Genomic DNA, 25,692 nt, shown 5'->3' with positions numbered 1-25,692 from the left:
GCGATGAGCCAGGTCCGCACGCCGGATGCGGCGACGTTTCCGCTGCCGCTGCGCAGCGTCCTGCCGGCGTTCGGCCTGGACATCGGCATGGCCATCGCGCTGTCGGTGTCCACCATGATGGCGGGCCTGTTGGGGTGGGCGGCATGGCGCGGCATCCAGCTGGCGCAAGCGGTGGAAGGCGCGCCGGACGCCGCCGCACTGCAGTCCCAGCTGGGCACGCCTCCGGTGCTGTTCCTGATCGTCATGACGCTGCTCAGCACGGGAGGCACGGCCCTGGTGCTGTACCTGTGGCGGCGGCGCGCAACGCCGGCCGAACGGCGCGCATCGGCCGAGCGGCTGCGCCGGCCGGGCACCTGGCTATGGGCGGCGGGTGCGGGACTGGCGACGTTCCTTTTCAGTGCCCTCATGAGCGCTGGCGCCCGCGCGCTCGGACTGGACCTGCAGGCCAGCAATCTGGACCTGATCCGCGAGGGCCTGGCGCGGTTCCCGGTGTTCCTGGCGCTGTTCGCCGTGGTGCTGGCGCCGCTGTACGAAGAGCTGCTGTTCCGGCGGGTCCTGTTCGGACGGCTTTGGCACGCGGGATGGCCGGGACTGGGCATGGCGCTCAGCAGCCTGGTCTTCGCGCTGGTCCACGAAATGCCCGGTCTCAACGGCAAGCCGGCGGGCAGCACGGTCTTCCTGATCCTGGTCTACGCCGGCATGGGCGCGATCTTCGCCTGGGTCTACCGTCGCACCGGAACCCTGGGAGCACCGATTGCCGCCCACATCCTGAACAATGCGATAGCGCTGGCTGTCCTGCAGGTTTACGGCAGTGCGCCGGTTTAATGTGATTGACGAAAGTTTAAGACGCGCTTGCCCAGACTCTGGTTCCACGCAACGTTGCAGGGGGCGAGCATGAAACACCGGATTGTCGGAACAGCCATGGCGCTGGCCCTCACCGCCTGCGCCACCACCACCTCGCCCACCGGTCGTACGCAGATGGTCGGCGGCGTTTCCCAGGCGCAACTGGACCAGCTGGGCGCGCAGGCCTTCGCCGAGACCAAGGCGAAGGAAACCCTCAACCGGGATGCCCGCCAGAATGGCTATGTCACCTGCGTGGTGAACGCGCTGGTGCGCCAGCTGCCGCCCGAGCAGCGCCGCGTCGCCTGGGAAACCGCCGTCTTCGCCGACAACGAGCCCAACGCGTTCGCCCTGCCGGGCGGCAAGGTCGGCGTCAACACGGGGATCTTCACCGTCGCCAAGAACCAGGACCAGCTGGCCGCGGTACTGGGGCACGAAATCGGCCACGTCATCGCCCGACACCATGAGGAACGCATCACCCGCCAGTTGGGCGCACAAGCGGGCCTGGGCGTACTGGGCGCGCTGGCCGGCGCGCGCTATGGCGAGGGTGCGGCCAGCACGGTCAACCAGCTGGGCGGAATGACCGCGCAGGCCGCCTTCCTGCTGCCGGGCTCGCGCACGCAGGAGAGCGAGGCCGATGTCGTCGGCCAGCGCCTGATGGCGCAGGCCGGCTTCGATCCCCGACAGGCCGTCGGACTCTGGCAGAACATGATGGCCGCCAGCGCGAACCGGCCGCCGCAGTGGTTGTCCACGCATCCGGATCCGGCCAACCGCATCCGCGAACTCGAACGCGATGCTCCCTCCCTCGTGCCCACGTACGAGGCGGCCAGGAGGGCCGGAAACGTGCCGAAATGCGGCTGACACACGGGTCGGTATTGCTGCTAAGCAGCACCCGAAACGGTATCCGCCCACCCTCGGTTTCTGTTAGTTTTGCCGGCCCCGCACGTCGGCGGGATGCCTTGTCATCTCCCGCACGGCCCCATGAGGTTTAGACATGAAGCTCCGTAATCCCAAGACCACCCTGCTCAGCCTGGCCCTGGTGGCCGCGTTCTGCGGTGGCGCCGTCCTCGATGCGAACGCGGCGCGCCGCGACGAGCAGAAGAAGGAAGAAGTCCTGTTCCCGGACACGACCCGCCAGGAACCCGAAGCCAAGGGCTCCCCCAAGGTACTGACCAAGCTCAACAAGCTGATCGAGGCCTACAACAAGGCGCTCGACCAGGAAGACGAGACCAAGGCCGCCGCCGGTTACACCACCGCGCGCACGCTGGCCGACGAGATCATCGCCAACGGCTCGGCGAACGCGTACGACAAGGCGCTCGCAGCCCAGATCGCCTCGCAGGCCGCGCTGAACACCGACGATGAAGCCGCTGCCGAGGGCTACCTCAAGCAGGCCATCGAGGCCAACGCCCTGGGCAACAACCAGCACTTCCAGCTGATGCTGCAGCTGGCGCAGCTGCAGTTGCAGAAGGACGACTACACCAACGGCTTCGCCACGCTGGACAAGTATCTGGCCGAATCCAAGAGCAAGCGCCCTGCCGATTTCGCGTTCAAGGGCCAGTACCTCTACCAGGCCGACCGTTTCGCCGAGTGCATCCCGCCGTTGAAGCAGGCCATCGAGACCTCGACCAATCCCGAAGACAAGGTCGACAACTGGACGCAGATCCTCATGGTCTGCTACCAGGAAGCCGGACAGCTCGCCGAAGCGGTCAAGGTGGCCGAACAGCTGGCCGCCAAGTCGCCCAACGACAAGCGCGCCCAGATGAACCTGGCCAGCATCTATCTCAACTCCGAACAGGAGGCCAAGGCGGCGGCCGTGCTGGAGAAGCTGCGCACGGCCGGCCTGATGACCGAAGAGAAGGACTACCGCCAGCTCTACCTGACCTACGCCAACATGGAAGGCAAGGAGAAGGACGTGATCGCCGTGGTCAACGAGGGTCTGCAGAAGGGCGTCGTGAAGCCGGATTACCAGACCTACCTGGCCCTGGCGCAGGCGTACTACTACTCCGAACAGATCCCGCAGGCGATCGAGGCCTGGCAGAAGGCGGCGCCGTTGTCCAAGGACGGCGAAACCTACCTCAACCTCGCCCGCGTCCTGTGGCAGGAAGGCCGCATCCCCGAAGCCAAGGTGGCCGCCCGCGCCGCCCTGGACAAGGGCCTGAAGAAGCCCGACGACGCCAAGAAGATCATCGCGCTGCCGTAACGCGGTTCCGTGACACCGAAGGCCAAAAATCCGTACGGATGATGGCACCGGAGCGTCGGATTGGTATAAGCTGAGGGTTCCGCCGGTGAAAACCTCACCGGCAGGGCCCAGAATCAACGAGGCGCCTAGGCGTCCGTATCAACCTTGAGTTAATTGGCGCATGGCTGAACAACTGGTCATCAACAGGTACCGGGAAGAAGAAGAGGACACCAGCCTCAACTGGCCCCGTATCATCGGTATTGCCTTCGTGATCGCGTTGCATGCAGCCGCTCTGCTTGCGCTGTTGATCCCGGCCGTCGCTCCGCCGGCGGAAAAGGAGCAGGAGCGCCGCACCTCGGTCGTCATCGTCGATGCGCCGCCGCCGCCCCCGCCGCCGCCGCCGCCGCCGCCGAAGCAGGACACGCCGCCGCCGCCGGTCAAGAACCTGGCGCCGCCCAAGACCACGCCGCTGCCGCCGCCGCCGGAAGCGCCGCCGGTCGACGTCGCCGAACCGCGTCCCACCGACATCGTGACCCCGCCTTCGCCCCCGGCCCCGCCGGCGCCGATCGCCGACGTCGCCGCCACGGTGGACATCTCGTCCAAGAACATGAACCCGCCGCGTTACCCGCCCGCCGCCGCGCGCGCCGGTATCGAGGGCACGGTCATCCTGATCATCGACGTGGACGCGAACGGCAACGTGACCAACGTGGCGGTGGAAAAATCCAGCCGCAACCGCGATCTGGACCGCGCCGCGATGGAGGCCGCCCGCAAGTGGCGCTTCAATCCGTCGGTGGTCAACGGACAGAAGGCCGCAGGCCGTGTGCGCGTGCCGGTCGATTTCAACATGGGGTGAACGCGGCTTCCTCCGCGTTCTTCCCGTTTAGTTCGTAACCCGCAACACTCTCAATCAACACTTATATAAAGGTAAGCGTCATGCTGCAGGAAACCCTTTTCGCCGCCGCCGCCGGGGGCACCAACGCCGCGAATGCCCTGTCGCAGATGGGCTTCGAGCACATGATCAGCGAAATGATCAGCAAGCCCGGCGAGTTCATCGTCTCCTGGGTCGTGCTGTTGACCCTGGTGATCATGTCCGCGATGTCCTGGTACTGGACCGTCATCAACGTGCTGCGCAGCACCCGCCTGAAGGGCCAGGCCGACCGCGTGACCAGCGCCTTCTGGGAAACCCCGAACGCGCAGGACGCCATCCGCCTGATGGAAGAGCAGCCCAAGAACGAGCCGTTCTCCAAGATCGCCCTCGACGCCGCCCAGGCCGCCGCGCACCACCAGCGTGCCGAAGGTTCGGGCCAGGGCCTGGGTGAAGCCCTGAGCCGCTCCGAGTTCGTCGACCGCGCCCTGCGCCAGGCCGTGACCCGCGAGAGCACCAACCTGCAGGGCGGCATGACGCTGCTGGCCACCGTCGGTGCGACCGCGCCGTTCGTGGGTCTGCTGGGTACGGTGTGGGGCATCTACGGCGCCCTGATCCGCATCGGCGCGACCGGCCAGGCCTCGATCGACGCCGTCGCCGGCCCGGTGGGTGAAGCGCTGATCATGACCGCCATCGGTCTGTTCGTCGCCATCCCGGCCGTGTTCGCCTACAACTTCTTCAGCAAGACGAACGCGGCCGTCATCGCCAAGTTCGACACGTTCGCGCACGACCTGCACGACTTCTTCGCCACCGGCTCGCGCGTTCGCTGAGCCGGCGGTACAAGCAGTCAACGCAACGTTCAGACGGAGCCCGTCATGGCTTTCAGTAGTGGTAATAGCGGTGGCCCGATGGCCGAGATCAACGTCACGCCCCTCGTGGACGTGATGTTGGTGCTGCTGATCATCTTCATCATCACGGCGCCGCTGATGTCGCACAAGGTGAAGATCGAACTGCCCGAGGCGAACCTGGTCCAGGAAAAGGACAAGGAAGCGCCCAAGACCCCGCCGATCACCATCTCCGTGAAGGAGAATGGCGACCTGTTCTGGGGTGACGAACCGGTCAGCAAGGAAATCCTGGAATCGCGCCTGTCCAGTGCGGCCCAGCTGCAACCGCAGCCGAAGCTGAACCTGCGCGGCGACAAGACGACCAAGATGGGCACCATCGCCGAGGTCACCAAGATTGCCCAGAGCCAGGGCATGCTGGACATCGGCTACGTGGCCACGAAAGAGAAGGGGCAGTAAGCCATGGCATTCAGCAGTGGTGGAAGCAAGGGCCCCATGGCCGACATCAACGTCACGCCCTTGGTGGACGTGATGCTGGTGCTCCTGATCATCTTCATCGTCACCGCTCCGATCATGACGTACCCGATCGAAGTGGCCCTGCCGCAGCGCGTGATCAACCCGCCGCCGCAGGTGCGCGAGCCGCCGCCGCCGATCGACCTGCGGATCAACGCCGACGGTAGCGTGTACTGGAACAACAGCCCCGTGAACGTGGCCGACCTCCAGCAGAAGATGGAAGACGAAGTGCAGCGCGATCCGACCAACCAGCCGGAGCTGCGCATCGAAGCGAACTCGGAAGCGCATTACGAAGTGATGGCCAAGGTCCTGGCCGCCGCCAAGAACGCGCAGATGATGAAGATCGGTTTCGTGCAGTAACCCTGACGCGCAACTTACCTTTGAACGCCGCCCACCGGGCGGCGTTTTTTATGGGCCTCTCCGCCCCCCTTGCCGGCGCGCGGGGACGGGCGTAGCGTCGGGGGCACGGTCCGACAGAGGAGGTGTGCCATGGCGTTCTCCGCTCCCGCAAGCCGTCGTGAACTGGCCGAGATCAACATCACCCCCCTGGTGGACGTGATGCTGGTCCTGCTGGTGATCTTCATGGTCACCGCGCCGCTGCTGTCCCGCCCCCTCGATGCCCACCTGCCGCAACCGGTCCCGGATGCACGGCGCGTACCGCCGAACGACCTGGTCCTCAAGCTCGGCGTGGCCGGCGACTACACGCTGGACGACCGCCCGGTCTCGCTGGCCGAGCTGCGGCTCCGGCTGGAAGACGCACGCATCGCCGATCCGGAGACGGTCCTGCAGGTGGAGGCCTCCGCCGGCGCCGATTACCAGCAACTGGTCAGCGCATTGGCGCAGGCGCACGCCAGCGGGATCGGGCACATCGTGATGAGGGACTGACCGGGCCCGGCCGCGGAGCCGCTCAGCCGCGGCCACCGCCCGCCTGCGTCCCGCCCAGGATCCGCAGGTACGCCTTCACGGTGGCATCGAGTCCGGCGTACAGCGCTTCGCCGATCAGGGCGTGGCCGATGGACACCTCCAGCACCCCCGGCACGTTGGCCACGAACATGCCCAGGTTGTCCTGGCTGAGGTCGTGCCCGGCGTTCACGCCCAATCCCAGCCCCTGCGCCTGGCGTGCGGTCGCGGCGCAGCGGGCCAACTCGGCGGCCGCGTCACCGCGGGCGGCGGCTTCGGCAAAGGGGCCGGTATAGAGTTCGATCCGGTCCGCGCCCATGCGTGCGGCCTGCTCCAGGCCTTCGCAGCCGGCGTCCACGAACAGGCTGACCCGGCAGCCCAGCGCCTTCAGCGGTGCCACCAGCGGCTGCAGGCGCGCGGCATCGCGCGCGAAATCGAAACCATGGTCCGATGTGATCTGGCCATCGCCATCCGGCACCAGGGTCGCCTGCGCCGGGCGCACCGCTTCGCAGAGCGCGAGGAAGCCGGGATACCCGTCGCGCGGAGGCGCGAACGGGTTGCCCTCCACGTTCAGTTCCACGCCGTGCTCGCGCGTCAGCGCCGACAGCGCATGCACGTCGGTGCTGCGGATGTGCCGCTGGTCCGGGCGGGGGTGGACCGTGATGCCATGCGCGCCGGCCGCCAGGCAGGCGCGTGCCGCGCGCAGCACATCCGGCTCGTTGCCGCCGCGGGAGTTCCGCAGCACGGCGATCTTGTTGACGTTGACGCTGAGCAGCGTCACGGCGCGGGGGGCTCGGAGGGCGGCACCGCGTTCGCCCGCCGGGCCTCGGCGATCTCGCGCAGCCGGCGCAGTTCGGCGGGGTCGATCATCATGGAGGGATCCTGGCTGCTCTCGCCGACGCGACGTGCGTACCAGCCCATGATCCACACCACGAACAGGGCCAGCGATGCCAGCAGCGACACCACCATCAACGGCGTTGACGTGACGGTGAAACCGACGAAGAGCGCGCCCACCGCCATCAACAGGAACAGCCAGTGCATCATCCACCCCCGGGTTGCTGGCGGCATCTTAACGCCTCGGCCGCCGGCCAAAAACCGCCGTGCTTCACAGCAATGGCGACAGCAGGCGGGCAAGTGCCTCGGGCAGCCGGTGGCGCCAGAGCGAGCGGTCGCGCTGTACCTTCACCGGCTCGCAGGCGGCGATCTCGCCCTCCAGCCATTGCGCCAGGGTGCCCGCGACGCCGCGGTCGCGGAACATCATGGAGATCTCGAAGTTGAGACGGAAGCTGCGGTGGTCGAAGTTGGCGCTGCCGATGACCGCCAGCCCATCGTCGCAGAGCAGCGCCTTGCTGTGCATCATGCGCGGGCCGTATTCGTACACCTTCACACCCGCGGCGATGAGCTCGTCGAAATACGAGCGCGCCGCCAGGGTCACCAGGCGCGAATCGCTGACTTTCGGCACCACCAGGCGCACGTCCAGCCCGCCCAGCGCCGCCGATGTCAGCGCCATGCGCGCAGCCTCGCCCGGGACGAAGTAGGGCGTGACCAGCCACACGCGCTGTTTCGCCTCGTGGATGGCCGCCACCTTCATCCGGTGGATCGGCTCCCAGGCCGAATCCGGCCCCGACACCAGCGCCTGCGCCGCGATCCCTCCGCGGATGTTGGCGTCGCTGGCGCTCCATAGCCGCGTGCCCTGGAAGTCCTTGCGCTGCTGACCCGTGGCGTAGACCCAGTCCTCCACGAACACCTGCTGGATGCTGCGGACGATCTCACCTTCCAGCCGCAGGTGCAGGTCGCGATAGGCGTCCTCGCGCAAGGATTCGTCTTCGTCGTCGGTCACGTTGATGCCGCCGGTGAAGGCGATGCGGCCATCGACCACGACGATCTTCCGGTGCGTGCGCAGGTTGAGCCAGGGCCGGGTGAAGGGCCGGAAGCGGGTCGGGTGGAACCAGGCGTACTCGCCGCCGGCCTCCAGCAACGGGCGCAGGGCGCGTTTCTTCAGCCGGTTGGAACCCACCGCGTCCAGCAGCAGGCGCACCTTCACGCCTGCGCGCGCCTTCGCGGCCAGGGCTTCCAGCACCCGCTGGCCCGTCCTGTCCCCGTTGAAGATGTAGTACTCCAGGTGGATGTGGTTCTCGGCCACGGCGATCGCGTCCAGGATGGCCTGGTACGTCGCACAGCCGTCCACCAGTTGCTGCACCGAGGTGGCCGACGACGGTGGCAGCCCGGTGATCTTCTGCGCGAGCATCGGCAGCTCGGCGCTGTTGCCGTCGGTGGGCGCGAACACCTCGTAGCTCCCCACCCCTTCCCGCGAACGCGTGCGGCGCAGCTGGTGGCGCTTGATGCGCTGGGGGCCCAGCAGGAAATAGATCAGATACCCCAGGTAGGGCAGCAGCGCCAACGACAGCAGCCAACTGAGCGTGGCCACCGGCTCGCGCTTCTGCAGGACGATCCACGCGCACAGCGGTACCAGGTAGAGCAGCCATGCGCCGGCGATCCACCACTGCAGGTGGGGCAGCGAGCCGAGGACGTCGCGGAGGGTGCCGGTGATATCGTGCATGCGGCGATTCTATGCGGTGTCGCCGGGCTTGCGACGCGGGCGGCGTAAGCTGCGCCGATGACCACGCGCACTCGACCGGGCATCAAGGGACGGGGCTCCACCGGCTACCTGCCCGGCCGCTTCGCCGTGACCACGGCGGACGCGGTCGACGATGGCTGGCACGACGCCGACCCCGAAGGCGATGCGGCATCGGCGCCCCGCACCGAGTTGCACGAGGAAGCCGCGCGCAGCGTCATCACCCGCAACCAGTCGCCCGACATTCCGTTCGAGCAGTCGCTCAATCCCTACCGCGGCTGCGAGCACGGATGCAGCTACTGCTTCGCGCGCCCGTCGCATGCCTATCTCGACCTGTCGCCCGGCCTGGATTTCGAAACCCGGATCTTCGCCAAGACGAACGCGCCCCAGATCCTGCGCCAGGAGCTGTCGAAGCGGGGCTACCGGCCCAGCCCGATCTCGCTGGGCATCAATACCGACGCCTACCAGCCGACCGAACGCAAGCTGCAACTGACCCGCCGTATCCTGGAAGTGCTGGCGGAGACGAAGCATCCGGTTTCGCTGATCACCAAGAATGCGCTGATCGAACGCGACCTGGACCTGCTGGCGCCGATGGCACGCGAGCGGCTGGTGCATGTCTACCTGTCGATCACCACGCTCGACAACGGCCTTTCCTCACGGCTGGAGCCGCGTGCGTCGGCGCCGCATCGCCGGCTGAAAGCAGTGGAGCGGCTCAGCGGCGCCGGCGTGCCGGTAGGCGTGATGTTCGCCCCGGTGATTCCGTGGGTGAACGACCACGAACTGGAAGCGGTGCTGGAAGCATCGCGCGATGCCGGCGCCACCGCGGCCGGCTACGTGCTGCTGCGCCTGCCGCACGAAGTCGCTCCGCTGTTCCGCGACTGGCTGCAGACGCACCTGCCCGACCGCGCCGCGCACGTGATGAGCACCGTGCAGCAGCTGCGCGGCGGCCGGGATTACGACAGCCGCTTCGGCACCCGCCTGCGCGGCGAGGGCGTGTACGCCGACCTGCTGGCGCGGCGGTTCGCGCTGGCGTTGAAGCGCTTTGGCTTCGAGGGACGGCGCCATCCGCCGTTCGACTGCACGCGCTTCGTGCCACCCCGCGTGCCGTCGCCGCAGGGCGAGCTGTTCTGAGGCATGGCATGGAGCGGCTGCGACGATCGGTCACGCGGCAGCCCGCCGGCGGGCCCGGACAATCCCTCATCCCCGCCCCGCCCTGCCCCTGTGCCGATGATCCAGTCGCTCTACCTTGCCGGCCCCGACATCTTCCGCCCCGATGCCGCCGCGCGCGGCGAGCAGCTCAAGGCGCTGTGCGCACGCCACGGCTTCGAAGGCCTGTTTCCGCTGGACGCCCAGGTGGCCGGCCACGCCACCGGCGACCCGCTGGAAACCGCGCGCTGGATCTACCGTGCCGATATCGGCCTGCTCGACGCGGCCGATGCGGTGCTGGCGAACCTGGACTTCTTCCGTGGCGCGGAGCCGGACAGCGGCACCTGCTTCGAAGTGGGCTACGCGGTCGCCCGCGGCAAGCCGGTCTACGGTTATGTGCCCGAAGGCGGCAGCCTGGCAGAGCGCATCCGCCGGCGCTGCCCGGAATACCTGGGCGAAGACGCCGGCAACGACATGCAGGGCTGGCAGCTGGAGGAGTTCGGCCTGCCGCTCAACCTGATGCTCGCCGTACCCTGCGTGATGGTGGTGGGCGATGCGGAAGCGGCATTGCAGCGCCTGCGTCGCGACCTGGACGCCCGGCGCAGGATCGCCTGAGCCGCGTCAGCGGCCGCCGTACAGCCGTTCGGCACGCTGGAACAGGATCCAGCTGGTGGCGATGTACTTGTCGCCGCCCACGGGGCGGTTGCCACGGTGGGTGTGGGTGAAGGCGGTGGGCGCGATCAGCAGGCTGCCGGTACGCGGCACGATCCTGCGCTGCTGGTGGAAGAATTCGGTTTCGCCGGCTTCGAAACCATCGTTGAGATAGAGCGTCCACAACACGTGGCGATGCAGGGGTTCGGCATCGGCGCCCTTCGGGAACAGCTCGCAATGCCAGTACGGATACCCGCCTTCGCCGGCCGGGTAGCGCTGCAGGTTGATCCGGCCCGGGACGAACACCGCCATGATCAGCCGCATCAGCGCATCGTCGTCCATGCTGGCGACGTCCTGGTAACCGAGGCGGTGCAACTGCCCGTCCTGGCCCGGCTGCTGCAGCATCAGCGGCGCGATCAGGCTGAAGGGATAGGTGCGCAGGTACTGCTTCAGCCCGGCGAGCACGGCCAGGTTGAGGCGCTGTTCCACGTCGCGCCAGTCGGCCAGCCCGCTGATGCTGATGTCGCGGCTGTGCTTGAGCTCCGGATGGTGGCCGCCCCCGACCTGCCCGGGCCGGTCCTGCCGGCTGGCGTCGAAGCGCGCCACGATGGCGCGGCAGGTCTCCGCGTCCAGTGCGTCGTGATAGACCTCGATGAAATCGGGGGGATGCGGATGCGCCGTCATGGCCGGATTCTAGCCGCCGCGCCGCGGTCAGGCGGCGGCGGTGTCGTGGGCCCGGTGGTAACCGACGGCGGCCTCGACTTCCTTCTTCGACCCCAGGAACACCGGCACGCGCTGGTGCAGCTGGGCCGGGCGCAGCGACAGGATGTCCTCGCGGCCGGTGCTGGCCGCGCCGCCGGCCTGTTCCACCAGCATGCCCATGGGGTTGGCCTCGTACATCAGGCGCAGCTTGCCGGCCTTGCCCGGGTCCTTGCGGTCCCATGGATAGATGAAGATGCCGCCACGGGTCAGGATGCGGTGCACGTCGGCCACCATGCTGGCGATCCAGCGCATGTTGAAGTCCTTACCGCGCGGGCCTTCGCGACCGGCGAGCAGGTCGGTGACATAGGCCTGCATCGGCGCCTCCCAGTGGCGCTGGTTCGACATGTTGATGGCGAACTCTTTCGTCTCCTCCGGGATGCGCATGTCGCGCTGGGTCAGCACGAAGGCGCCCTGCTCGCGGTCCAGGGTGAAGGCGTGCGTGCCGTTGCCGGTGGTCAGCACCAGCATCGTGCTGGGGCCGTAGATGCAGTAGCCGGCCGCCACCTGCTCGCGGCCCGGTTGCAGGAAATGCTCGTCGCCCGGCGTGGTCACGCCCTCCGGGCAGCGCAGCACCGAGAAGATGGTGCCGACCGAGACGTTGACGTCAATGTTCGAGCTGCCGTCCAGCGGGTCGAACAGCAGCAGGAAGCCGCCGCGCGGGTAGGCGTCCGGGATGGGCTGGCTGTGGTCCATTTCCTCCGAGGCGCACGCGGCCAGGTGGCCGCCCCAGGCATTGGCTTCCAGCAGGATGTCGTTGCTCAGCACGTCCAGCTTCTTCTGCGCCTCGCCCTGCACGTTGCCGGTGCCGGCATCCCCCAGGACACCGCCCAGCGCCCCCTTGCTGACCGCGATGGAGATGCTGGTGCAGGCGCGGGCCACCACCGCGATCAGCTGGCGCAGGTCGGCGCTGATGCGCCCGGCGCGCTGTTCTTCGATCAGATAGCGGCTCAGCGAGACGGCGGACGGAGCGGAAGCGGGCATGATGGAGTCCACGGCGAAGGTGCGCGCATTGTCCGGGTTGACGAGACCAATGCAAGACCATTCGCTATGCTCAGGGTCGGCGACAGGAACGACGCGATGGACGAAGCAACTCCGGAAACCTGGCTGGCGCTGTCCTCGGCGCTGGGCCTGGGCCTGCTGATCGGGCTGGTGCGCGAGCGCCGCCCGGGGCGCGCGCATGCCATCGCCGGCCTGCGCACGCACGCGCTGGTGGCCTTGGCGGCCGCGGTGGCCATGTCGCTCGGCGTCCCCGTCCTGCTGGTGGCGCTGGCCCTGACCGGCCTGCTCGCCGCCATGGGCTACCACGCCACGTCGGCAGACGACGCCGGCCTGACCAGCGAGGTCACCCTGGTGCTGACCTTCCTGCTGGGCGCCATGGCCGTGCGCACGCCTGCCTTGGCCACGGGGCTGGCGGTGGTGGTGGCGGTGCTGCTGTACGCCAAGGAGCCTCTGCACGAGCTCACGCGCGAAACCTTCAGCGAGCGCGAGGTGTTCGATGGCCTGCTGCTGCTGGCGTCCGCCCTGGTCATCCTGCCGATCCTGCCGGACCGTCCCATCGGTCCCTACCAGGCGATCAACCTGGCCACCATTTGGAAGCTGGTGGTGCTGGTGATGGCGGTGAGTGCGCTGGGCCACGTGGTGCTGCGCGTGATCGGCAACCGCTGGGGCCTGGCGGCGGCGGGCTTCTTCGCCGGCTACGTGTCGTCCACCGCGGCGACCATCGGCTTCGGCCAGCGGGCGAAGGAAACTCCGTCGCTGCTGCGGTCCGCGGTGGCCGCGGCGCTGCTGTCCAACCTGGCTTCGCTGACCCTGTGCGTGCCCATCCTGTGGGCCGTGTCGCCGCCATTGGTGCGCGGCCTGCTGCCGGAACTGGGCGTCATCGGTGCGGTCCTGCTGGCCGGGGGCTTGCTGGGCCTGCATCGCGGCGAGGACGACGCGGTGAAACCGCCGACGTCGGAAAGCCGCATGTTCCGCTTCGGGCAGGCGCTGACCTTTGCGTTGGTGGTCGCGGCGCTCACCTTCATCGCGGCCGCGCTGGCGGCATGGATCGGCCCGCGCGGCGCGCTGGCCGCCGCCGCATTGTCGGCCGTGGCCGAACTGCACGCGGCCGTGGCCACGCTGGCCAACCAGTTCGCAAGGGGCGGCCTGGAGGCCAGCCAGGCGCGCGGGTGGATGCTGGCGCTGCTGGCCGCCAGTCTGATCGCCAAGTCGGTGATCGCCTGGGTCAGCGGGGGTGCGGCGTACGGGATGCGCGTGTCAGCCGGATTGATGGCGGCGCTGGCGGCGGGCGCAGCGATGGTGCTGCTGGCATAAGGGCCCCTGCCGCCAGATTCCGCTGCCTCTTACGTCTTTGTAGGAGCGCCCCAAGGGCGCGATGCCTTTCGATCGGCCGACATGAAAGCGGAAAGCATCGCGCCCATGGGGCGCTCCTACACCGGCGTGGGGGATGGCGCGCGCGCGGCAGGCGCGGCCTCGTGATCCTCAGCGTGATCGCTTTCAGCACGGCACGGGTGCGGTCGCCGGTGGCTGGCGGCGGGGCACGGCGATGGTGGTGCTGGCATAAGGGCCCCTGCCACCAGATTCCGCTGCCCCTTACGTCTTTGTAGGAGCGCCCCAAGGGCGCGATGCCTTTCGTCGGCCGACATGAAAGCGGAAAGCATCGCGCCCTTGGGGCGCTCCTGCACAGGCGTGGGAGATGGCGCGCGCGACAGGCGCGGCCTCAGATGATCCTCAGCGTGATTGCCTTCAGCACGGCACGGGTGCGGTCGCGGGTGCCCAGCTTGTCCAGGATGGTGGACACGTAGTTCTTCACCGTGCCCTCGGCGAGGAACAGCGTGCGCGCGATTTCCTTGTTCGAATATCCGCCGGCCAGCAGCCGCAGGATTGCGACCTCACGCTCGCCGAAGGTGTCGCTGGGCGGGACCTCGTCGCGGAAGCGGAAGCGGGCGCGCACCGGATCGGTGCTGACCGGCTGCAGCAGCGTCTCGCCGCCCGCCACGCGCCGGATGGCGTCGTGCAGGTCCTCCGGTGCGGCGTCCTTCAGCAGGAAGCCCTGTGCGCCGGCCTCCGTCGCGCGCAGCAGCAGGTCGCTGTCGTCGAAGGTGGTGAGCAGCAGCACCGGCGTGCGGTCGCCGCGCTCGCGCAGCCTGATCAAGGCATCGATGCCGTCCATGCCCGGCATGCGGATGTCGCTCAGCACCACGTCGACGGGCTGCGCTTCCAGCTTCGCCAGCAGGTCGGCGCCGTCGTCGGCTTCGAACACCACGTCCACCTGCTGCGCTTTCAGCAAGGCGCGCAGGCCGGCACGTACCAGGGCCTGATCGTCCGCCAGAGCCACGCGCACGCTCATGCGGGCAGCCTCACGTCCAGGCGCAGGCCACCGCTCGCGCCGACGCCCAGGTGCAGTTCGCCGCCAAGCGCGGCCACGCGCTCCCGGATGCCCGACAAGCCGTTGCCTTCGCGCACGCGACCCTTCAGCCTGCCGTCGTCCTCGATGTGCAGCAGCATGTCCGTGTCCTCTTTACGCAGTGAAACCGTCAGGGTATCCGCGTTCGCATGGCGCGCCGCGTTGGTCAGGCATTCCTGCACGATGCGCAGCAGCGATTCCGCCACCGCGGGGTCTTCCACTTTCACGCCATCGGCGATGGCCAGCCGCAGCGCGGGCCGCGGCAGTGGCGCAGCCAGCGCCCGGATGGCCGTCTGCAGGTCCAGGCCACGCGCATCGCGCAAGGCCTGCACCACGCTGCGGATGTCGTCCAGCAGTTCGGTGGACAGCTGCTGCGCGATGCGGACTTCGTCGCGCGCGGCGAACACGGGATCGCTGGCGAGCGCGCGCAGGTTGAGTTTCATCGCGGTGAGCTTGTGGCCGGCGACATCGTGCAGCTCGCGCGCCACGCGCAGGCGTTCGGCATCGCGCGCGCTGTCCGCCAGCAGGGCGCGCGTGGCCAGCAGGTCCGCATTCACCAGCGCCAGCTGGTCGCGGGAATCCTCTGCGCGGCGCGCGTAGTGCACGCACAGGCCGGCCAGCGCCTGGAAGCCGATGTTGATCAGCGTCATCGTCAGCGGGGCACCGAACTGGTGGTGCACCATCAGCAAGTAGAACGCCACGTTCAACACCAGCGCGGCGCCGACCACCCCGCGTGGCGACACCACGTTCACCGCGCACGCCACCCAGACCACCAGCAGCACTTGGGCGGTGCCCACGCGCGGCGTCAGCCAGGCCAGCAGCAGCGCGAGGCACGCCATCGCCACCAGGGCGATCCGCCGCGGCCGCTCCCAGGTGTCCGGTGCCAGTGCGAACAGGAGGAATCCCAGTGCGTACGCCGCCAGCGCGGCCGCCGCGGCGGGCAGCACCTCCGCCGGCAGGAAGCGCAGGCCCAATGAAACGGCCGCCAGCGTGAACACGCCAGCCAGGGTCATGGGTTCGCGAAATCGGGTCAGGGCCGTCCACATGCGCCCATGCTGTCGCCTGCCTCGCGCCGGGGCAATGGCCCCAGCGCAAGTGGTGACTTCCGGCAGGTCAGCCGGAACCGGTCAGAACGCGTCGCCCGGCACGCGGACCGCGCCTTCCATCAGCACCCGCGCACTGCGGCTCATCACCGCCCTGGTCACCACCCAGGCGCCATCCACCTGCCTGACGTCGGCGCCCACCCGCAGCGTGCCCGACGGATGGCCGAACACCAGCACGTCGCGCGTGCCCCCGCCGGCCGCCGCATTCACCAGCGTGCCCGGCACGGCGGCCGCGGTGGCGATGGCGACCGAGGCCGTACCCATCATCGCGTGATGCAGCTTTCCCATCGAGACGGCCCGGGCCAGCAGGCCGATATCGGCGGCGCTGACCGGCTTGCCGCTGGACGACACGTAGTCCCTCGGCGGTGCCACGAACGCCACCTTCGGCGTCAGCGGACGCTTCGCCGCCGCCGCCACGTCGGCCACCAGGCCCATGCGCACCGCACCGTGCGCGCGGATCGCCTCGAGCTTCGCCAGCGCGTCCCGGTCCTCGTTGATGGCGCCCTGCAGTTCGGTGCCGTCGTAGCCCAGCGCGGCGGCTTCGACGAACACCATCGGCACGCCGGCATTGATCATGGTGGCCTTGAACACGCCCACGCCGGGCACGTCCAGGTCGTCGACGAGGTGGCCGGTGGGAAACATCGCGCCGCCGCCGTCGCCATCGCCCTCGTCCGCCGGATCGATGAATTCCAGTTGCACTTCCGCCGCCGGGAACGTCACGCCATCCAGTTCGAAGTCGCCGGTCTCCTGCACTTCGCCGCCGGCGACCTGCACATGCGCGATGATGGTCTTCTGGATGTTGGCCTGCCAGATCCGCACGGTGCACAGGCCGTCGCGCGGCACGCGTGCCGGGTCGACCATCCCGTTGGCGATGGCGAAGGGCCCCACCGCCGAGGACAGGTTGCCGCAGTTGCCGCTCCAGTCGATGAAGGCGCCGTCGATGGGGACCTGCCCGTACAGGTAGTCCACATCATGACCGGCCTGCGTGCTTGGCGAAATGATCACCACCTTGCTGGTGCTCGAGGTCGCCCCGCCCATGCCGTCGGTGTGCTTGCCGTACGGATCGGGCGAACCGATCACGCGGCACAGCAGCGCATCGCGTGCCGCCCCGGGCACCTGCGCGCGCTCAGGCAGGTCCTGCAGGCGGAAGAACACGCCTTTCGACGTGCCACCGCGCATGTAGGTGGCGGGAATGCGGATCTGGGGGGCGTGCGGCATGGGAAGAATGTCCGTGGTGATGACGGCTCACGCGCCGTCGGGAATCTCGGGTTCGACCAGCTTCGCCAGCAGTTCCAGCGATTCCTGCCAGCCCTGGTAGCAGAAGTCGACCGGGATGGCGGCGGGGATGCCTTCCTGCACGACATGCAACGCGGTGCCGGCCACGCTCTCCTTCAGCGTGACCGTGACCTGCATCTGGCCCGGCAGGCCGGGGTTGTCGAACTGGTCCGTGTAGCGCAGCCGTTCGTTCTCCACCAGCTCCACGTAGGTGCCGCCGAAGGCGTGGCTGGAACCGGTGCCGAAGTTGGTGAAAGACATCTTGTAGCCGCCGCCGACGCGGGCGTCCATCGAATGGACCTTGCCGGTGAAACCATGCGGCGGCAGCCACTTCACCATCGCCTCGGGATCGAGGAAGGCGCGGTAGACGCGCGACGGCGGCGCGCGCAGCACGCGATGCAGGCGGACGGTACCGGGCGTGGCGTTGTCGGACATGATCGGACTCCTGTGCGCTGGGTGTACCGATACGACGAACGGGTCAGGCCGCTTTCGACGCGTCCAGGAAATCCTGGGCGAATCGTTGCAGCACCCCGCCCGCCTCGTAGATCGAGACCTCCTCGTCCGAGTCCAGCCGGCAGGTCACCGGGACCTCCACGGTCTGGCCGTTGCGGCGGTGGATCACCAGCGTCAGCTGGGCGCGCGGCCGGCGCTCGCCCACCACGTCGAAGGTCTCGGTGCCGTCGATGCTCCAGGTCTTGCGCGTCTGGCCCGGTTCGAACTCCAGCGGCAGTACGCCCATGCCGATCAGGTTGGTGCGGTGGATGCGCTCGAAGCCCTCGGCCACGATCGCTTCCACGCCCGCCAGGCGCACGCCTTTGGCCGCCCAGTCGCGCGAGCTGCCTTGCCCGTAGTCGGCGCCGGCGATGATCACCAGCGGCTGCTTGCGCTGCATGTAGGTCTCGATGGCTTCCCACATGCGCACCACCTGTCCGTCCGGTTCGATGCGCGCCAGCGAGCCCTTCTTCACTTGGCCATCGACCACCGCCATCTCGTTGACCAGCTGTGGGTTGGCGAAGGTGGCGCGCTGCGCGGTGAGGTGGTCGCCGCGATGCGTGGCGTAGGAATTGAAGTCCTCTTCCGGCAGGCCCATCTTCGCCAGGTACTCGCCTGCCGCGCTCGAGGCCAGGATCGCATTCGACGGCGACAGGTGGTCGGTGGTGATGTTGTCGCCCAGCACCGCCAGCGGCCGCATGCCGCGCAGCGTGCGTTCGCCGGCCAGAGCGCCCTCCCAGTACGGCGGGCGGCGGATGTAGGTGCTCTGCGGGCGCCAGGCGTACAGCGGTTCGACCTTGCCGCCGTGCTCCACGCGCACGCTGAACATCGGTTCGTAGACCTTGCGGAACTGGTCCGGCTTCACGCTGGCCTTCACCACCGCGTCGATCTCGGCATCGCTGGGCCAGATGTCCTTCAGCGTGACCGGGTTGCCTTCGGCATCGAAGCCCAGCGCGTCCTTCTCGATGTCGAAGCGCACCGTGCCGGCGATGGCGTAGGCGATCACCAGCGGAGGCGAGGCGAGGAAGGCCTGCTTGGCGTAGGGATGGATGCGCCCGTCGAAATTGCGGTTGCCCGACAGCACGGCGGTGGCGTACAGGTCGCGGTCGACGATTTCCTGCTGGATCTTCGGATCCAGCGCGCCGCTCATGCCGTTGCAGGTGGTGCAGGCGAAGGCAACGATGCCGAAGCCCAGCTTCTCCAGGTCCGGCAGCAGCCCGGATTCCTCTAGGTACAGCTGCACGGCCTTGGAGCCGGGCGCGAGCGAACTCTTTACCCACGGCTTGCGCACCAGCCCCTTCGCGTTGGCGTTGCGCGCCAGCAGTGCGGCGGCGACGACGTTGCGCGGATTGGAGGTGTTCGTGCACGAGGTGATGGCGGCGATGATGACCGCACCATCGGGCATCAGGCCCTGCGCCTCCTCCACCCTGCCCGCCTGCAGCTTGCCCTCGTCGGCGATGCCGCGTTCGGCCAGTGCGCTGGTCGGCAGGCGCCGGTGCGGGTTGGACGGGCCGGCCATGTTGCGCACGACGGTGGACAGGTCGAAGTGCAGCGTGCGTTCGTACTGCGCGGTCTTCAGGTCGTCGGCCCACAGGCCAGCGGCCTTGGCGTAGGTTTCGACCAGCGCCACCTGCTGGTCGCTGCGGCCGGTCAGGCGCAGGTAATCCAGGGTGTTGTCGTCGATGAAGAACATCGCCGCGGTGGCGCCGTACTCCGGCGCCATGTTGGAAATCGTCGCGCGGTCGCCGATGGTCAGCGCCGCGGCGCCCTCGCCGCGGAACTCCAGGTAGGCGCCGACCACCTTTTCCTTGCGCAGGAATTCGGTCAGCGCCAGCACCACGTCGGTCGCGGTGATGCCGGGCGCCGGCCTGCCCTGCAGTTCCACGCCGACGATGTCCGGCGTGCGCATCCACGAGGCGCGGCCGAGCATGACGTTTTCCGCCTCCAGCCCGCCCACGCCGATGGCGATCACGCCCAGCGCATCGACATGCGGCGTGTGGCTGTCGGTGCCCACGCAGGTGTCGGGGAACGCCACTCCGTCCTGGACGTACACCACCGGCGACATCTTCTCCAGGTTGATCTGGTGCATGATCCCGTTGCCCGGAGGAATCACGTCGACGTTCTTGAACGCCTGCTTGGTCCAGTCGATGAAGTGGAAGCGGTCCTCGTTGCGCCGGTCCTCGATGGCACGGTTCTTGGCGAACGCGTCCGGATCGTAGCCGCCGCATTCCACCGCCAGCGAGTGGTCGACGATCAGCTGCACCGGCACCACCGGGTTCACCTGCGCCGGGTCGCCGCCCATGTCGGCGATGGCGTCGCGCAGCCCGGCCAGGTCCACCAGCGCGGTCTGTCCCAAGATGTCGTGGCAGACCACGCGCACCGGGAACCACGGGAAATCCAGGTCGCGGCGCCGTTCGACCAGCTGGCGCAGGTAGTCGTCGCGGCGCGCCGGATCGGCACGGCGCACGATGTTCTCGGCATGCACGCGCGCCGTGTACGGCAGCGTGGCCCAGGCGCCGGGCTGCAGGGCATCGACCGCGGCGCGCGCGTCGAAGTAGTCGAGCGCGGTGCCCGGGAGCGAGGTGCGGAATTCGGTATTCATGGCGTGCCGTCTGCTGTGAACGAAGCGCACCGGCACCCGCCGGGCGCGCTCGACTATGCTACCGGAGGGGCACGTTATCGACGGGCGAGGACGCCCCGTTTCGGAAAGAAACCGGCGATGCGTTGACGGAGACCATCAACCTGCCGCTCATCCGAAGGTCAGTGTGCCCTTCATCATGTTCCAGTGGCCCGGGAACGAGCAGAAGAACGTGTACGTCCCGCCCCTGCGCAGGCGCGTGGTGGCGAACACCACCTCGGCGGTCTGTCCGCCGCCGATCACCGGCGTATGCGCGATCACCCGGGCGTCGTTGCGCGGCAGGTAGTCGTCGGCGAGTTTCATGCGCCCGCCCGCCAGGCCCACGTCGCGATGGTGGCGCGCTTCCGTCAGCACCCAGTTGTGCCCCATCGCCTGCGCCGGCATGCGGCCGACATGCTTCAGCGTGACCCGCAGCTGGGCGCAGTCGCCGGGCACGCGGATGGTCTTCAGGTTGAAGGTCATCATGTCCGTGGCTTCGACGGTCACCGCGCAGTCGCGGGCGAGGGTCACAGCGGAGAACGGGAGCAACGCAAGGAGAGCGAGCCAAGGCGACAGGCATCGGGCCATCATCGAAGACCAGCGGGTACCAGGAACGCGCACGAGCAAGGGAACAACGGGTCAAACATCCCCGCCGTCCGCCCAGCCTTCGCCCGTGCCGCGATGGAACACGCGGTCGCCGTCGCGCACATCGCCGGCCGGGATCGCGTCCTGCGCATCCAGTCGCGCGTAGATCGGAGTGAAGTCGGGCGCGGTGGCGTCCATCAGCTGCTCGAAGCTGTCGATGACGAAGTAGGTCTTCTGGAAGGTGTCGATGCGGTAGCGCGTGCGCATGATCCGCTCCAGGTCGAAGCCGATGCGGTTGGGCGCATCCGATTCCAGCGAATACAGCGACTCGCCCTTCGACGACACGATGCCGGCGCCGTAGATGCGCAGGCCGTCCTGGGTGTCGATCAGGCCGAACTCCACCGTGTACCAGTACAGACGTGTCAGGTGCTGCAGCGCATCCGGGCCGATGCCATGCGCCTTCACGCCGCCCTTGCCGTACGCCTCCATGTAGTCGGCGAACACGGGGTTCATCAGCAGCGGCACATGCCCGAACAGGTCGTGGAACAGGTCGGGTTCGGCGATGTAGTCGATCTGGTCCGGGCGCCGGATCCACCAGGTCACCGGGAAGCGGCGGTGGGCCAGATGGTCGAAGAACTCCAACTCCGGCAGCAGCCCTTCCACGCCCACCAGCGTCCAGCCGGTGGAGGCGCGCAGCACCGCGTTCAGGTCGTCGAAGCGCGGGATGCGGTCCGGCGTCATGCCCATGGCGTCCTGCGCCTGCAGGAACTCGTCGCAGGCGCGCCCCACCAGCAGCGCACGCTGGCGCTCGTACAGCGCCCCCCAGGTGGCGTGGTCGTCGGCCGGGTACTCGGCCGGCTGGGCCACGATGGCGGTCGTGTAGACGGGCACGTAGCCCTTGTCGGTCTGCTGGTGCTCGACGCGGCGCGGCTGGTTCACGGCGATTCCCTTCGATCGGCGGGTGATGGGACGATGCTAGCGGCAGAACCGCGCAACAGGCTTGCAAAGTTGCGTTAGATCCGACCTGTGGCGCAACGATCTTGCGTGAACAGGCTATCCTTCGCATCAAATGACCCAAACCTCCCTTCTCGACCGCACCGACCTGCGCCTGCTGGCCCTGCTGCAGCGCGACGGCCGGGCGACCAATGCCGACATCGCCGCCCAGGTGAACCTGTCGCCCTCGGCCTGCCTGCGCCGCATCCAGCGGCTGGAGGCCACCGGAGTGATCGCCGGCTACGCCGCCCGCGTCGATCCCAAGGCGGTGGGGCTGGGCCTGCAGGCGTTCGTGCGCGTGCAGCTGGAACGGCACGACCCGGCCAGCGTCCAGCAGTTCGGCGACCGGGTGCAGGCCTGGAACGAGGTGGTCGCCTGCTATGCGCTGACCGGCGACATGGATTACCTGCTGCACGTGGTGGTGCAGGACCTGGAGCATTTCTCGCGCTTCCTGCTGGACAACCTGCTCAACGCCAGTGGCGTGGCCGACGTGAACTCCAGTTTCGTGCTGCGTGCGGTGAAGACCGACGGCGGGTTGCCGCTGCCGGGTGCCTGACGAGGACATCGCCTGCCCTCGACGCGTGCTACAACGCGCGCAGTTTCCACGAGGACATCCCATGTACGGACTGATCGGCAAGATGCGCGCCACGCCCGGCCAGCGCGAGGCGTTGCTCGCGCTCCTGCTGGAAGGCACCGGGGCCATGCCGGGTTGCCTGAGCTACGTCATCGCGCAGGACCCCACCGATGCCGATGCGATCTGGATCACCGAGGTCTGGACCGACGCGGCCAGCCACAAGGCCTCGCTCTCGCTGCCGGCGGTACAGCAGGCCATCGCGAAGGCGCGGCCGCTGATCGCCGGCTTCGACAGCCATGTCGAGACGATCCCGGTCGGGGGTCATGGAGTGCCGTCTTCCTTGTAGGAGCGCCCTCGGGCGCGATGCTTTTGCGCCGGCCACATCGACAAGCCAGGAGCATCGCGCCCGAGGGCGCTCCTACAATGGGGGGCCCCGCTTGGCCCGGACGACATTCGTGGACAGCTTCCTTCTCTCCTGGCAACGCGCCTGGACCGGCATCGGCGCGGCGGGGGAGGGCAGTGCGCTGTTCGCGCAGCTGATGGCGGCCTACGCCGAAGCGCAGCGCCACTACCACACGCAGCAGCACCTCGGTGAATGCCTGTTGGCGTTCGACGGCGTGCGCGCGCTGGCGGAGCGTCCGGACGAAGTGGAGCTGGCACTGTGGTTCCATGACGCGATCTACGACATCAGGGGCCACCACAACGAACAGCGCAGCGCGGACTGGGCGCACGACGCGTTGCGCGCTGCCGGCGTGGCCGCCGAGGTGGCACAGCGCGTGCACGGCCTGGTGATGGCGACGCGGCATGCCGCCGTTCCCACGGGCCGGGACGAGCAGCTGCTGGTCGACATCGACCTGTCCATCCTCGGCGCGGAGCGGGCGCGCTTCGACGAGTACGAACAGCAGATCCGCAAGGAATATGCGTACGTGCCCGGCTTCCTGTTCCGCCGCAAGCGCCGCGAGATCCTCAAGGGTTTCCTCGATCGGCCCGCGATCTACAGCACGCCGCACTTCCACGACAGGCTGGAGGCGAGGGCGCGCGACAACCTGCGCCGCGCCACCGCCGCGTAGAGCCGGGGCCCGCCCGGCGCCGTACGGTGTCGGCAATGTCGAGCGCTGCGGCCAGGACCCGCGGGGCAGGTTCCGCTCTACTGCTTTACCGGTCGTCCTGCGGCGTCGCATTTCACGTCGCGGCCGAACAGGCGCCCCAGCCGCGAGGGTTCTTCCAGGCAGCGCGGGTCGGGCTTCGGCGGCGCGTGACGCGCCGCGTGCGCGGTGTTGCGGGCGCGCTGCAGTTCGGCCAGCTTGGCCTTGATCTGCGGCATCGCCGCCAGCGCGGCGCGTTCGCCTTCGAGGATGGCGGTGTTCTTCTGTTCGAAATCGGCCGGGCCGATGTCGTTGACCTTGGGCCGGATGACGATGTCGGCACGCGCCAGTTCCTGTTCGCCCAGCCGCTGGCCCATGATGCTGATGGACTGGTTGACGATGCCCAGCATGCTGCCCGGCGTGGTGCCGGGCGCCTTGGTGGAGATGTCCACGGCGATGACGAAGTCCGCGCCCAGCTGGCGTGCCGCGTCCACCGGCACCGGACTGACCACGCCGCCGTCGACGTAGCTGGCCTTGCCGATCACCACCGGCTCGAACACGCCCGGGATGCTGCTGGACGCGCGCACCGCCTGGCCGGTGTTGCCGCGCACGAACACCGTGCGCTCGCCGTTCTCCAGCTGGGTGGACACGGCGGCGAAGGGCTTCTTCAACTGCTGGATGGTGCGCTTGCCGACCAGGTCGTTGACGTAGTCCTGCAACTTCTGGCCCTGCACCAGGCCGCCGGAGAACAGGCGCACGTCGCGGATCTTCGCTTCGTCCAGCGCGAAGGCCTGGGTCTGCAGCCGGAACGGGTCCATGCCGCTGGCGTACAGGGCGCCGACCACGCTGCCGGCACTGGTGCCGGACACGACCTGCGGCTCGATGCCGTTGGCCTCCAGCATCTTGATCACGCCGATGTGCGCAAACCCCTTTGCCGCACCTCCGCCCAGCGCGAGGCCCACCTTCACCCTCGGCGCTGCGGGCACCGGTTTGGCCACCGCCGGAGGCGGCGCGGGCTTGACGTTGTCGCCGCCGCAGGCGGCCAGCAGGGCGACGCAGGCGGCGAGCAGCAGGGGGCGCGAACGCGGAATCGGATGCATGGGCGGGGCGGGGTGGGGCGGGGTGGGGTGGCGATCAGCGGCGGAGCATAGCGCGCGCCGCCGCAATGGAGGCCAACCGCCCTGCGTCCTCAGAAGCTGTTGTCGCCATCCAGGATGCGGCCCAGGCCGCCCAGCACCGAGCCTTCGCCGCGGGCCTGGCCGCCGCCCTGCGGCGCGGCCTGCAGCATGCGGCCGGCCAGGCGCGAGAACGGCAGCGACTGCAGCCACACCTTGCCGGGGCCGGTCAGCGTGGCCAGGAACACGCCCTCGCCGCCGAAGAACATGCTCTTGATGCCGCTGACCGGTCGCACCTCCATGTTGACGCTGGCGTGGTAGGCCACCACGCAGCCGGTGTCCACGTCGATGCGCTCGCCCGCCTTGAGCTCGCGCTCGACCACGCAGCCGCCGGCATGCACGAACACCCAACCGTCGCCTTCCAGCTTCTGCATGATGAAACCCTCGCCGCCGAACAGGCCGGTCAGGATCTTGCGCTGCAGGTGGATGCCGACCGAGACGCCGCGCGCACCGGCCAGGAAGCTGTCCTTCTGGCAGATCAGGCGTCCGCCGTGTTCGTCCAGCTTCATCGCCAGCACGGTCCCGGGGTAGGGCGCGGCGAAGGCGACCTTGGCCTTGCCCTGGCCGGTATGCGTGTACAGGGTGGTGAACAGGCTTTCGCCGGTCAGCACGCGCTTGCCGGCCGAAAACAGCTTGTCCATGAAACCGCCGCCCTGGCCGCTGTGGGAGCCGTCGCCGAACACCGTATCCATCTGCACGGCGCTGTCCTTGAACATCAGCGCGCCGGCTTCGGCGATGGCGCTCTCGCCCGGGTCCAGTTCCACTTCGACGAACTGCATCTCATGGCCGACGATGCGGAAATCGATCTCGTCCGCGCCGCGGCGGCCACCGGCGCCCGGCAGCGGGGGCAGATGCGGGGGAGGCGTGGCGGCGCCGGCCAGTTCGGGCAACTCGCGCACGGACTTCCATTCGCGCATGCCCTCGCGCCAGGCTAGAGCGCCCGGGGTGCGCCGGGCGAAGGCCTGCGCGGCGGCCTCGTCCAGGGGGCCATGGCGCTGGTTGTCGGCAGGGGTATGGAAAAACCATTGGCTCATGGCGGCGATCCTGAGGGCAGGGAGGGCGCCGAGTCTAGCCCGCAACCCCGGCAGGCCGTCACCTGCCGGCGGTCACGTCG

General features: G+C 68.7%; 28 protein-coding genes. 14 read left to right on the top strand and 14 right to left on the bottom strand.

Annotation, left to right across the window (positions count from 1 at the left end; all coding sequences use genetic code 11):
• Positions 1–3 precede the first annotated feature (3 nt).
• The 8 genes from MUU77_RS00570 to MUU77_RS00535 all read left to right on the top strand — a co-directional run bounded on the left by MUU77_RS00570 (position 4) and on the right by MUU77_RS00535 (position 6,124).
• The gene (locus MUU77_RS00570) at positions 4–825 is read left to right on the top strand and encodes a CPBP family glutamic-type intramembrane protease (RefSeq protein WP_245090323.1); all 822 of its coding nucleotides are present in this window, start codon (positions 4–6) and stop codon (positions 823–825) included.
• Between the two features lie 69 nt (positions 826–894).
• The gene (locus tag MUU77_RS00565; RefSeq protein ID WP_245090306.1) at positions 895–1,701 is read left to right on the top strand and encodes a M48 family metallopeptidase; all 807 of its coding nucleotides are present in this window, start codon (positions 895–897) and stop codon (positions 1,699–1,701) included.
• Positions 1,702–1,834: 133 nt separating this feature from the next.
• Entirely contained in the window at positions 1,835–3,040 is a 1,206-nt protein-coding gene (locus MUU77_RS00560; protein WP_245090304.1) for a tetratricopeptide repeat protein, read from the top strand.
• Between the two features lie 160 nt (positions 3,041–3,200).
• Positions 3,201–3,872, top strand: a complete 672-nt coding sequence (locus MUU77_RS00555) for an energy transducer TonB (RefSeq protein WP_185894659.1) — start codon at positions 3,201–3,203, stop codon at positions 3,870–3,872.
• Positions 3,873–3,952: 80 nt separating this feature from the next.
• Positions 3,953–4,714 (top strand): TonB-system energizer ExbB, encoded by a 762-nt coding sequence (gene exbB / locus MUU77_RS00550; protein ID WP_245090302.1) that lies wholly within the window; start codon positions 3,953–3,955, stop codon positions 4,712–4,714.
• A 45-nt stretch (positions 4,715–4,759) separates the two neighbouring features.
• Positions 4,760–5,185, top strand: coding sequence for a biopolymer transporter ExbD (locus tag MUU77_RS00545; RefSeq protein WP_245090290.1), 426 nt, complete (start codon positions 4,760–4,762; stop codon positions 5,183–5,185).
• 3 nt (positions 5,186–5,188) lie between these two features.
• Positions 5,189–5,599, top strand: coding sequence for a biopolymer transporter ExbD (locus MUU77_RS00540; protein WP_245090287.1), 411 nt, complete (start codon positions 5,189–5,191; stop codon positions 5,597–5,599).
• Positions 5,600–5,728: 129 nt separating this feature from the next.
• Positions 5,729–6,124: a biopolymer transporter ExbD gene (locus MUU77_RS00535; protein WP_245090284.1), complete on the top strand. Its 396-nt coding sequence runs from the start codon at positions 5,729–5,731 to the stop codon at positions 6,122–6,124.
• A gap of 22 nt (positions 6,125–6,146) precedes the next feature.
• Here the strand turns inward: MUU77_RS00535 and MUU77_RS00530 are convergent, their stop codons facing one another.
• The 3 genes from MUU77_RS00530 to cls all read right to left on the bottom strand — a co-directional run bounded on the left by MUU77_RS00530 (position 6,147) and on the right by cls (position 8,699).
• On the bottom strand, positions 6,147–6,920 hold the full coding sequence (locus MUU77_RS00530) for a pyridoxine 5'-phosphate synthase (RefSeq protein WP_245090281.1): 774 nt from the start codon (positions 6,918–6,920) through the stop codon (positions 6,147–6,149).
• The gene (locus tag MUU77_RS00525) at positions 6,917–7,180 is read right to left on the bottom strand and encodes a hypothetical protein (protein ID WP_245094087.1); all 264 of its coding nucleotides are present in this window, start codon (positions 7,178–7,180) and stop codon (positions 6,917–6,919) included. Before MUU77_RS00525 ends, MUU77_RS00530 begins: the two co-directional genes overlap by 4 nt.
• Positions 7,181–7,244: 64 nt before the next feature.
• On the bottom strand, positions 7,245–8,699 hold the full coding sequence (gene cls, locus MUU77_RS00520) for a cardiolipin synthase (RefSeq protein ID WP_245090278.1): 1,455 nt from the start codon (positions 8,697–8,699) through the stop codon (positions 7,245–7,247).
• A gap of 57 nt (positions 8,700–8,756) precedes the next feature.
• Here cls and MUU77_RS00515 point away from each other — a divergent pair, with 57 nt between their 5' ends.
• Complete coding sequence (locus MUU77_RS00515) at positions 8,757–9,845, top strand: PA0069 family radical SAM protein (protein ID WP_245090274.1); 1,089 nt, start codon at positions 8,757–8,759, stop codon at positions 9,843–9,845.
• Between the two features lie 96 nt (positions 9,846–9,941).
• The gene (locus MUU77_RS00510) at positions 9,942–10,475 is read left to right on the top strand and encodes a nucleoside 2-deoxyribosyltransferase (protein WP_245090271.1); all 534 of its coding nucleotides are present in this window, start codon (positions 9,942–9,944) and stop codon (positions 10,473–10,475) included.
• A gap of 6 nt (positions 10,476–10,481) precedes the next feature.
• Here MUU77_RS00510 and MUU77_RS00505 read toward each other — a convergent pair whose 3' ends face one another.
• The gene (locus MUU77_RS00505; protein WP_245090268.1) at positions 10,482–11,195 is read right to left on the bottom strand and encodes a 2OG-Fe(II) oxygenase; all 714 of its coding nucleotides are present in this window, start codon (positions 11,193–11,195) and stop codon (positions 10,482–10,484) included.
• Positions 11,196–11,222: 27 nt separating this feature from the next.
• Positions 11,223–12,254: a class 1 fructose-bisphosphatase gene (locus MUU77_RS00500; protein WP_245090265.1), complete on the bottom strand. Its 1,032-nt coding sequence runs from the start codon at positions 12,252–12,254 to the stop codon at positions 11,223–11,225.
• Between the two features lie 96 nt (positions 12,255–12,350).
• Between MUU77_RS00500 and MUU77_RS00495 the strand changes: the two genes are divergently transcribed.
• Positions 12,351–13,586: a DUF4010 domain-containing protein gene (locus MUU77_RS00495; RefSeq protein ID WP_245090262.1), complete on the top strand. Its 1,236-nt coding sequence runs from the start codon at positions 12,351–12,353 to the stop codon at positions 13,584–13,586.
• Between the two features lie 406 nt (positions 13,587–13,992).
• On the opposite strand, the gene MUU77_RS00490 is transcribed toward MUU77_RS00495, so the two are convergent.
• From MUU77_RS00490 to phhA, 7 genes are all read right to left on the bottom strand, one after another.
• On the bottom strand, positions 13,993–14,622 hold the full coding sequence (locus MUU77_RS00490; RefSeq protein ID WP_245090259.1) for a response regulator transcription factor: 630 nt from the start codon (positions 14,620–14,622) through the stop codon (positions 13,993–13,995).
• Positions 14,619–15,725 carry a histidine kinase gene (locus MUU77_RS00485; RefSeq protein ID WP_245090257.1) on the bottom strand — a complete coding sequence of 369 codons (1,107 nt, stop codon included), beginning with the start codon at positions 15,723–15,725 and terminating at the stop codon, positions 14,619–14,621. Before MUU77_RS00485 ends, MUU77_RS00490 begins: the two co-directional genes overlap by 4 nt.
• Positions 15,726–15,806: 81 nt before the next feature.
• Positions 15,807–17,000, bottom strand: a complete 1,194-nt coding sequence (gene prpF / locus MUU77_RS00480) for a 2-methylaconitate cis-trans isomerase PrpF (RefSeq protein ID WP_245090255.1) — start codon at positions 16,998–17,000, stop codon at positions 15,807–15,809.
• A gap of 27 nt (positions 17,001–17,027) precedes the next feature.
• Entirely contained in the window at positions 17,028–17,492 is a 465-nt protein-coding gene (locus tag MUU77_RS00475) for an SRPBCC family protein (protein ID WP_245090253.1), read from the bottom strand.
• Positions 17,493–17,535: 43 nt separating this feature from the next.
• Entirely contained in the window at positions 17,536–20,151 is a 2,616-nt protein-coding gene (acnD, locus tag MUU77_RS00470; RefSeq protein WP_245090251.1) for a Fe/S-dependent 2-methylisocitrate dehydratase AcnD, read from the bottom strand.
• A gap of 147 nt (positions 20,152–20,298) precedes the next feature.
• Positions 20,299–20,697 (bottom strand): azurin, encoded by a 399-nt coding sequence (gene azu, locus MUU77_RS00465; protein ID WP_345779056.1) that lies wholly within the window; start codon positions 20,695–20,697, stop codon positions 20,299–20,301.
• A gap of 108 nt (positions 20,698–20,805) precedes the next feature.
• A complete protein-coding gene (gene phhA / locus MUU77_RS00460) occupies positions 20,806–21,696 on the bottom strand; it encodes a phenylalanine 4-monooxygenase (protein ID WP_245094083.1) in 891 nt (296 codons plus the stop codon).
• 124 nt (positions 21,697–21,820) lie between these two features.
• Here phhA and MUU77_RS00455 point away from each other — a divergent pair, with 124 nt between their 5' ends.
• The 3 genes from MUU77_RS00455 to MUU77_RS00445 all read left to right on the top strand — a co-directional run bounded on the left by MUU77_RS00455 (position 21,821) and on the right by MUU77_RS00445 (position 23,388).
• The gene (locus MUU77_RS00455) at positions 21,821–22,300 is read left to right on the top strand and encodes an Lrp/AsnC family transcriptional regulator (RefSeq protein WP_245090249.1); all 480 of its coding nucleotides are present in this window, start codon (positions 21,821–21,823) and stop codon (positions 22,298–22,300) included.
• Positions 22,301–22,361: 61 nt separating this feature from the next.
• The gene (locus MUU77_RS00450) at positions 22,362–22,664 is read left to right on the top strand and encodes a putative quinol monooxygenase (RefSeq protein WP_245090247.1); all 303 of its coding nucleotides are present in this window, start codon (positions 22,362–22,364) and stop codon (positions 22,662–22,664) included.
• A 109-nt stretch (positions 22,665–22,773) separates the two neighbouring features.
• Positions 22,774–23,388, top strand: coding sequence for an N-methyl-D-aspartate receptor NMDAR2C subunit (locus MUU77_RS00445; RefSeq protein ID WP_245090244.1), 615 nt, complete (start codon positions 22,774–22,776; stop codon positions 23,386–23,388).
• Positions 23,389–23,465: 77 nt separating this feature from the next.
• Here the strand turns inward: MUU77_RS00445 and MUU77_RS00440 are convergent, their stop codons facing one another.
• Positions 23,466–24,503, bottom strand: coding sequence for a patatin-like phospholipase family protein (locus tag MUU77_RS00440; protein ID WP_245090241.1), 1,038 nt, complete (start codon positions 24,501–24,503; stop codon positions 23,466–23,468).
• An 89-nt stretch (positions 24,504–24,592) separates the two neighbouring features.
• A complete protein-coding gene (locus MUU77_RS00435; RefSeq protein ID WP_245090238.1) occupies positions 24,593–25,612 on the bottom strand; it encodes a TIGR00266 family protein in 1,020 nt (339 codons plus the stop codon).
• Between the last annotated feature and the right edge of the window lie 80 nt (positions 25,613–25,692).

The sequence above is a fragment of the Pseudoxanthomonas sp. F37 genome (assembly GCF_022965755.1).
Taxonomy (GTDB): Bacteria; Pseudomonadota; Gammaproteobacteria; order Xanthomonadales; family Xanthomonadaceae; genus Pseudoxanthomonas_A.
Note: the sequence above shows the minus strand (reverse complement) of the source record. Positions and strands in the feature narration are given on the sequence as shown.

Excerpts from the sequence above, each read along its gene's own strand:
- MUU77_RS00485 (WP_245090257.1), bottom strand. The coding sequence starts at position 15,725 with ATGTGGACGGCCCTGACCCGATTTCGCGAACCCATGACCCTGGCTGGC.
- cls (WP_245090278.1), bottom strand. The coding sequence starts at position 8,699 with ATGCACGATATCACCGGCACCCTCCGCGACGTCCTCGGCTCGCTGCCC.
- MUU77_RS00450 (WP_245090247.1), top strand. The coding sequence starts at position 22,362 with ATGTACGGACTGATCGGCAAGATGCGCGCCACGCCCGGCCAGCGCGAG.
- MUU77_RS00540 (WP_245090287.1), top strand. The coding sequence starts at position 5,189 with ATGGCATTCAGCAGTGGTGGAAGCAAGGGCCCCATGGCCGACATCAAC.
- exbB (WP_245090302.1), top strand. The coding sequence starts at position 3,953 with ATGCTGCAGGAAACCCTTTTCGCCGCCGCCGCCGGGGGCACCAACGCC.
- MUU77_RS00535 (WP_245090284.1), top strand. The coding sequence starts at position 5,729 with ATGGCGTTCTCCGCTCCCGCAAGCCGTCGTGAACTGGCCGAGATCAAC.
- MUU77_RS00505 (WP_245090268.1), bottom strand. The coding sequence starts at position 11,195 with ATGACGGCGCATCCGCATCCCCCCGATTTCATCGAGGTCTATCACGAC.
- MUU77_RS00510 (WP_245090271.1), top strand. The coding sequence starts at position 9,942 with ATGATCCAGTCGCTCTACCTTGCCGGCCCCGACATCTTCCGCCCCGAT.
- MUU77_RS00565 (WP_245090306.1), top strand. The coding sequence starts at position 895 with ATGAAACACCGGATTGTCGGAACAGCCATGGCGCTGGCCCTCACCGCC.
- MUU77_RS00500 (WP_245090265.1), bottom strand. The coding sequence starts at position 12,254 with ATGCCCGCTTCCGCTCCGTCCGCCGTCTCGCTGAGCCGCTATCTGATC.
- MUU77_RS00545 (WP_245090290.1), top strand. The coding sequence starts at position 4,760 with ATGGCTTTCAGTAGTGGTAATAGCGGTGGCCCGATGGCCGAGATCAAC.
- MUU77_RS00560 (WP_245090304.1), top strand. The coding sequence starts at position 1,835 with ATGAAGCTCCGTAATCCCAAGACCACCCTGCTCAGCCTGGCCCTGGTG.
- MUU77_RS00440 (WP_245090241.1), bottom strand. The coding sequence starts at position 24,503 with ATGCATCCGATTCCGCGTTCGCGCCCCCTGCTGCTCGCCGCCTGCGTC.
- MUU77_RS00490 (WP_245090259.1), bottom strand. The coding sequence starts at position 14,622 with ATGAGCGTGCGCGTGGCTCTGGCGGACGATCAGGCCCTGGTACGTGCC.
- MUU77_RS00475 (WP_245090253.1), bottom strand. The coding sequence starts at position 17,492 with ATGTCCGACAACGCCACGCCCGGTACCGTCCGCCTGCATCGCGTGCTG.
- MUU77_RS00455 (WP_245090249.1), top strand. The coding sequence starts at position 21,821 with ATGACCCAAACCTCCCTTCTCGACCGCACCGACCTGCGCCTGCTGGCC.
- MUU77_RS00495 (WP_245090262.1), top strand. The coding sequence starts at position 12,351 with ATGGACGAAGCAACTCCGGAAACCTGGCTGGCGCTGTCCTCGGCGCTG.
- prpF (WP_245090255.1), bottom strand. The coding sequence starts at position 17,000 with ATGCCGCACGCCCCCCAGATCCGCATTCCCGCCACCTACATGCGCGGT.
- MUU77_RS00555 (WP_185894659.1), top strand. The coding sequence starts at position 3,201 with ATGGCTGAACAACTGGTCATCAACAGGTACCGGGAAGAAGAAGAGGAC.
- MUU77_RS00525 (WP_245094087.1), bottom strand. The coding sequence starts at position 7,180 with ATGCACTGGCTGTTCCTGTTGATGGCGGTGGGCGCGCTCTTCGTCGGT.
- MUU77_RS00435 (WP_245090238.1), bottom strand. The coding sequence starts at position 25,612 with ATGAGCCAATGGTTTTTCCATACCCCTGCCGACAACCAGCGCCATGGC.
- acnD (WP_245090251.1), bottom strand. The coding sequence starts at position 20,151 with ATGAATACCGAATTCCGCACCTCGCTCCCGGGCACCGCGCTCGACTAC.
- MUU77_RS00570 (WP_245090323.1), top strand. The coding sequence starts at position 4 with ATGAGCCAGGTCCGCACGCCGGATGCGGCGACGTTTCCGCTGCCGCTG.
- MUU77_RS00515 (WP_245090274.1), top strand. The coding sequence starts at position 8,757 with ATGACCACGCGCACTCGACCGGGCATCAAGGGACGGGGCTCCACCGGC.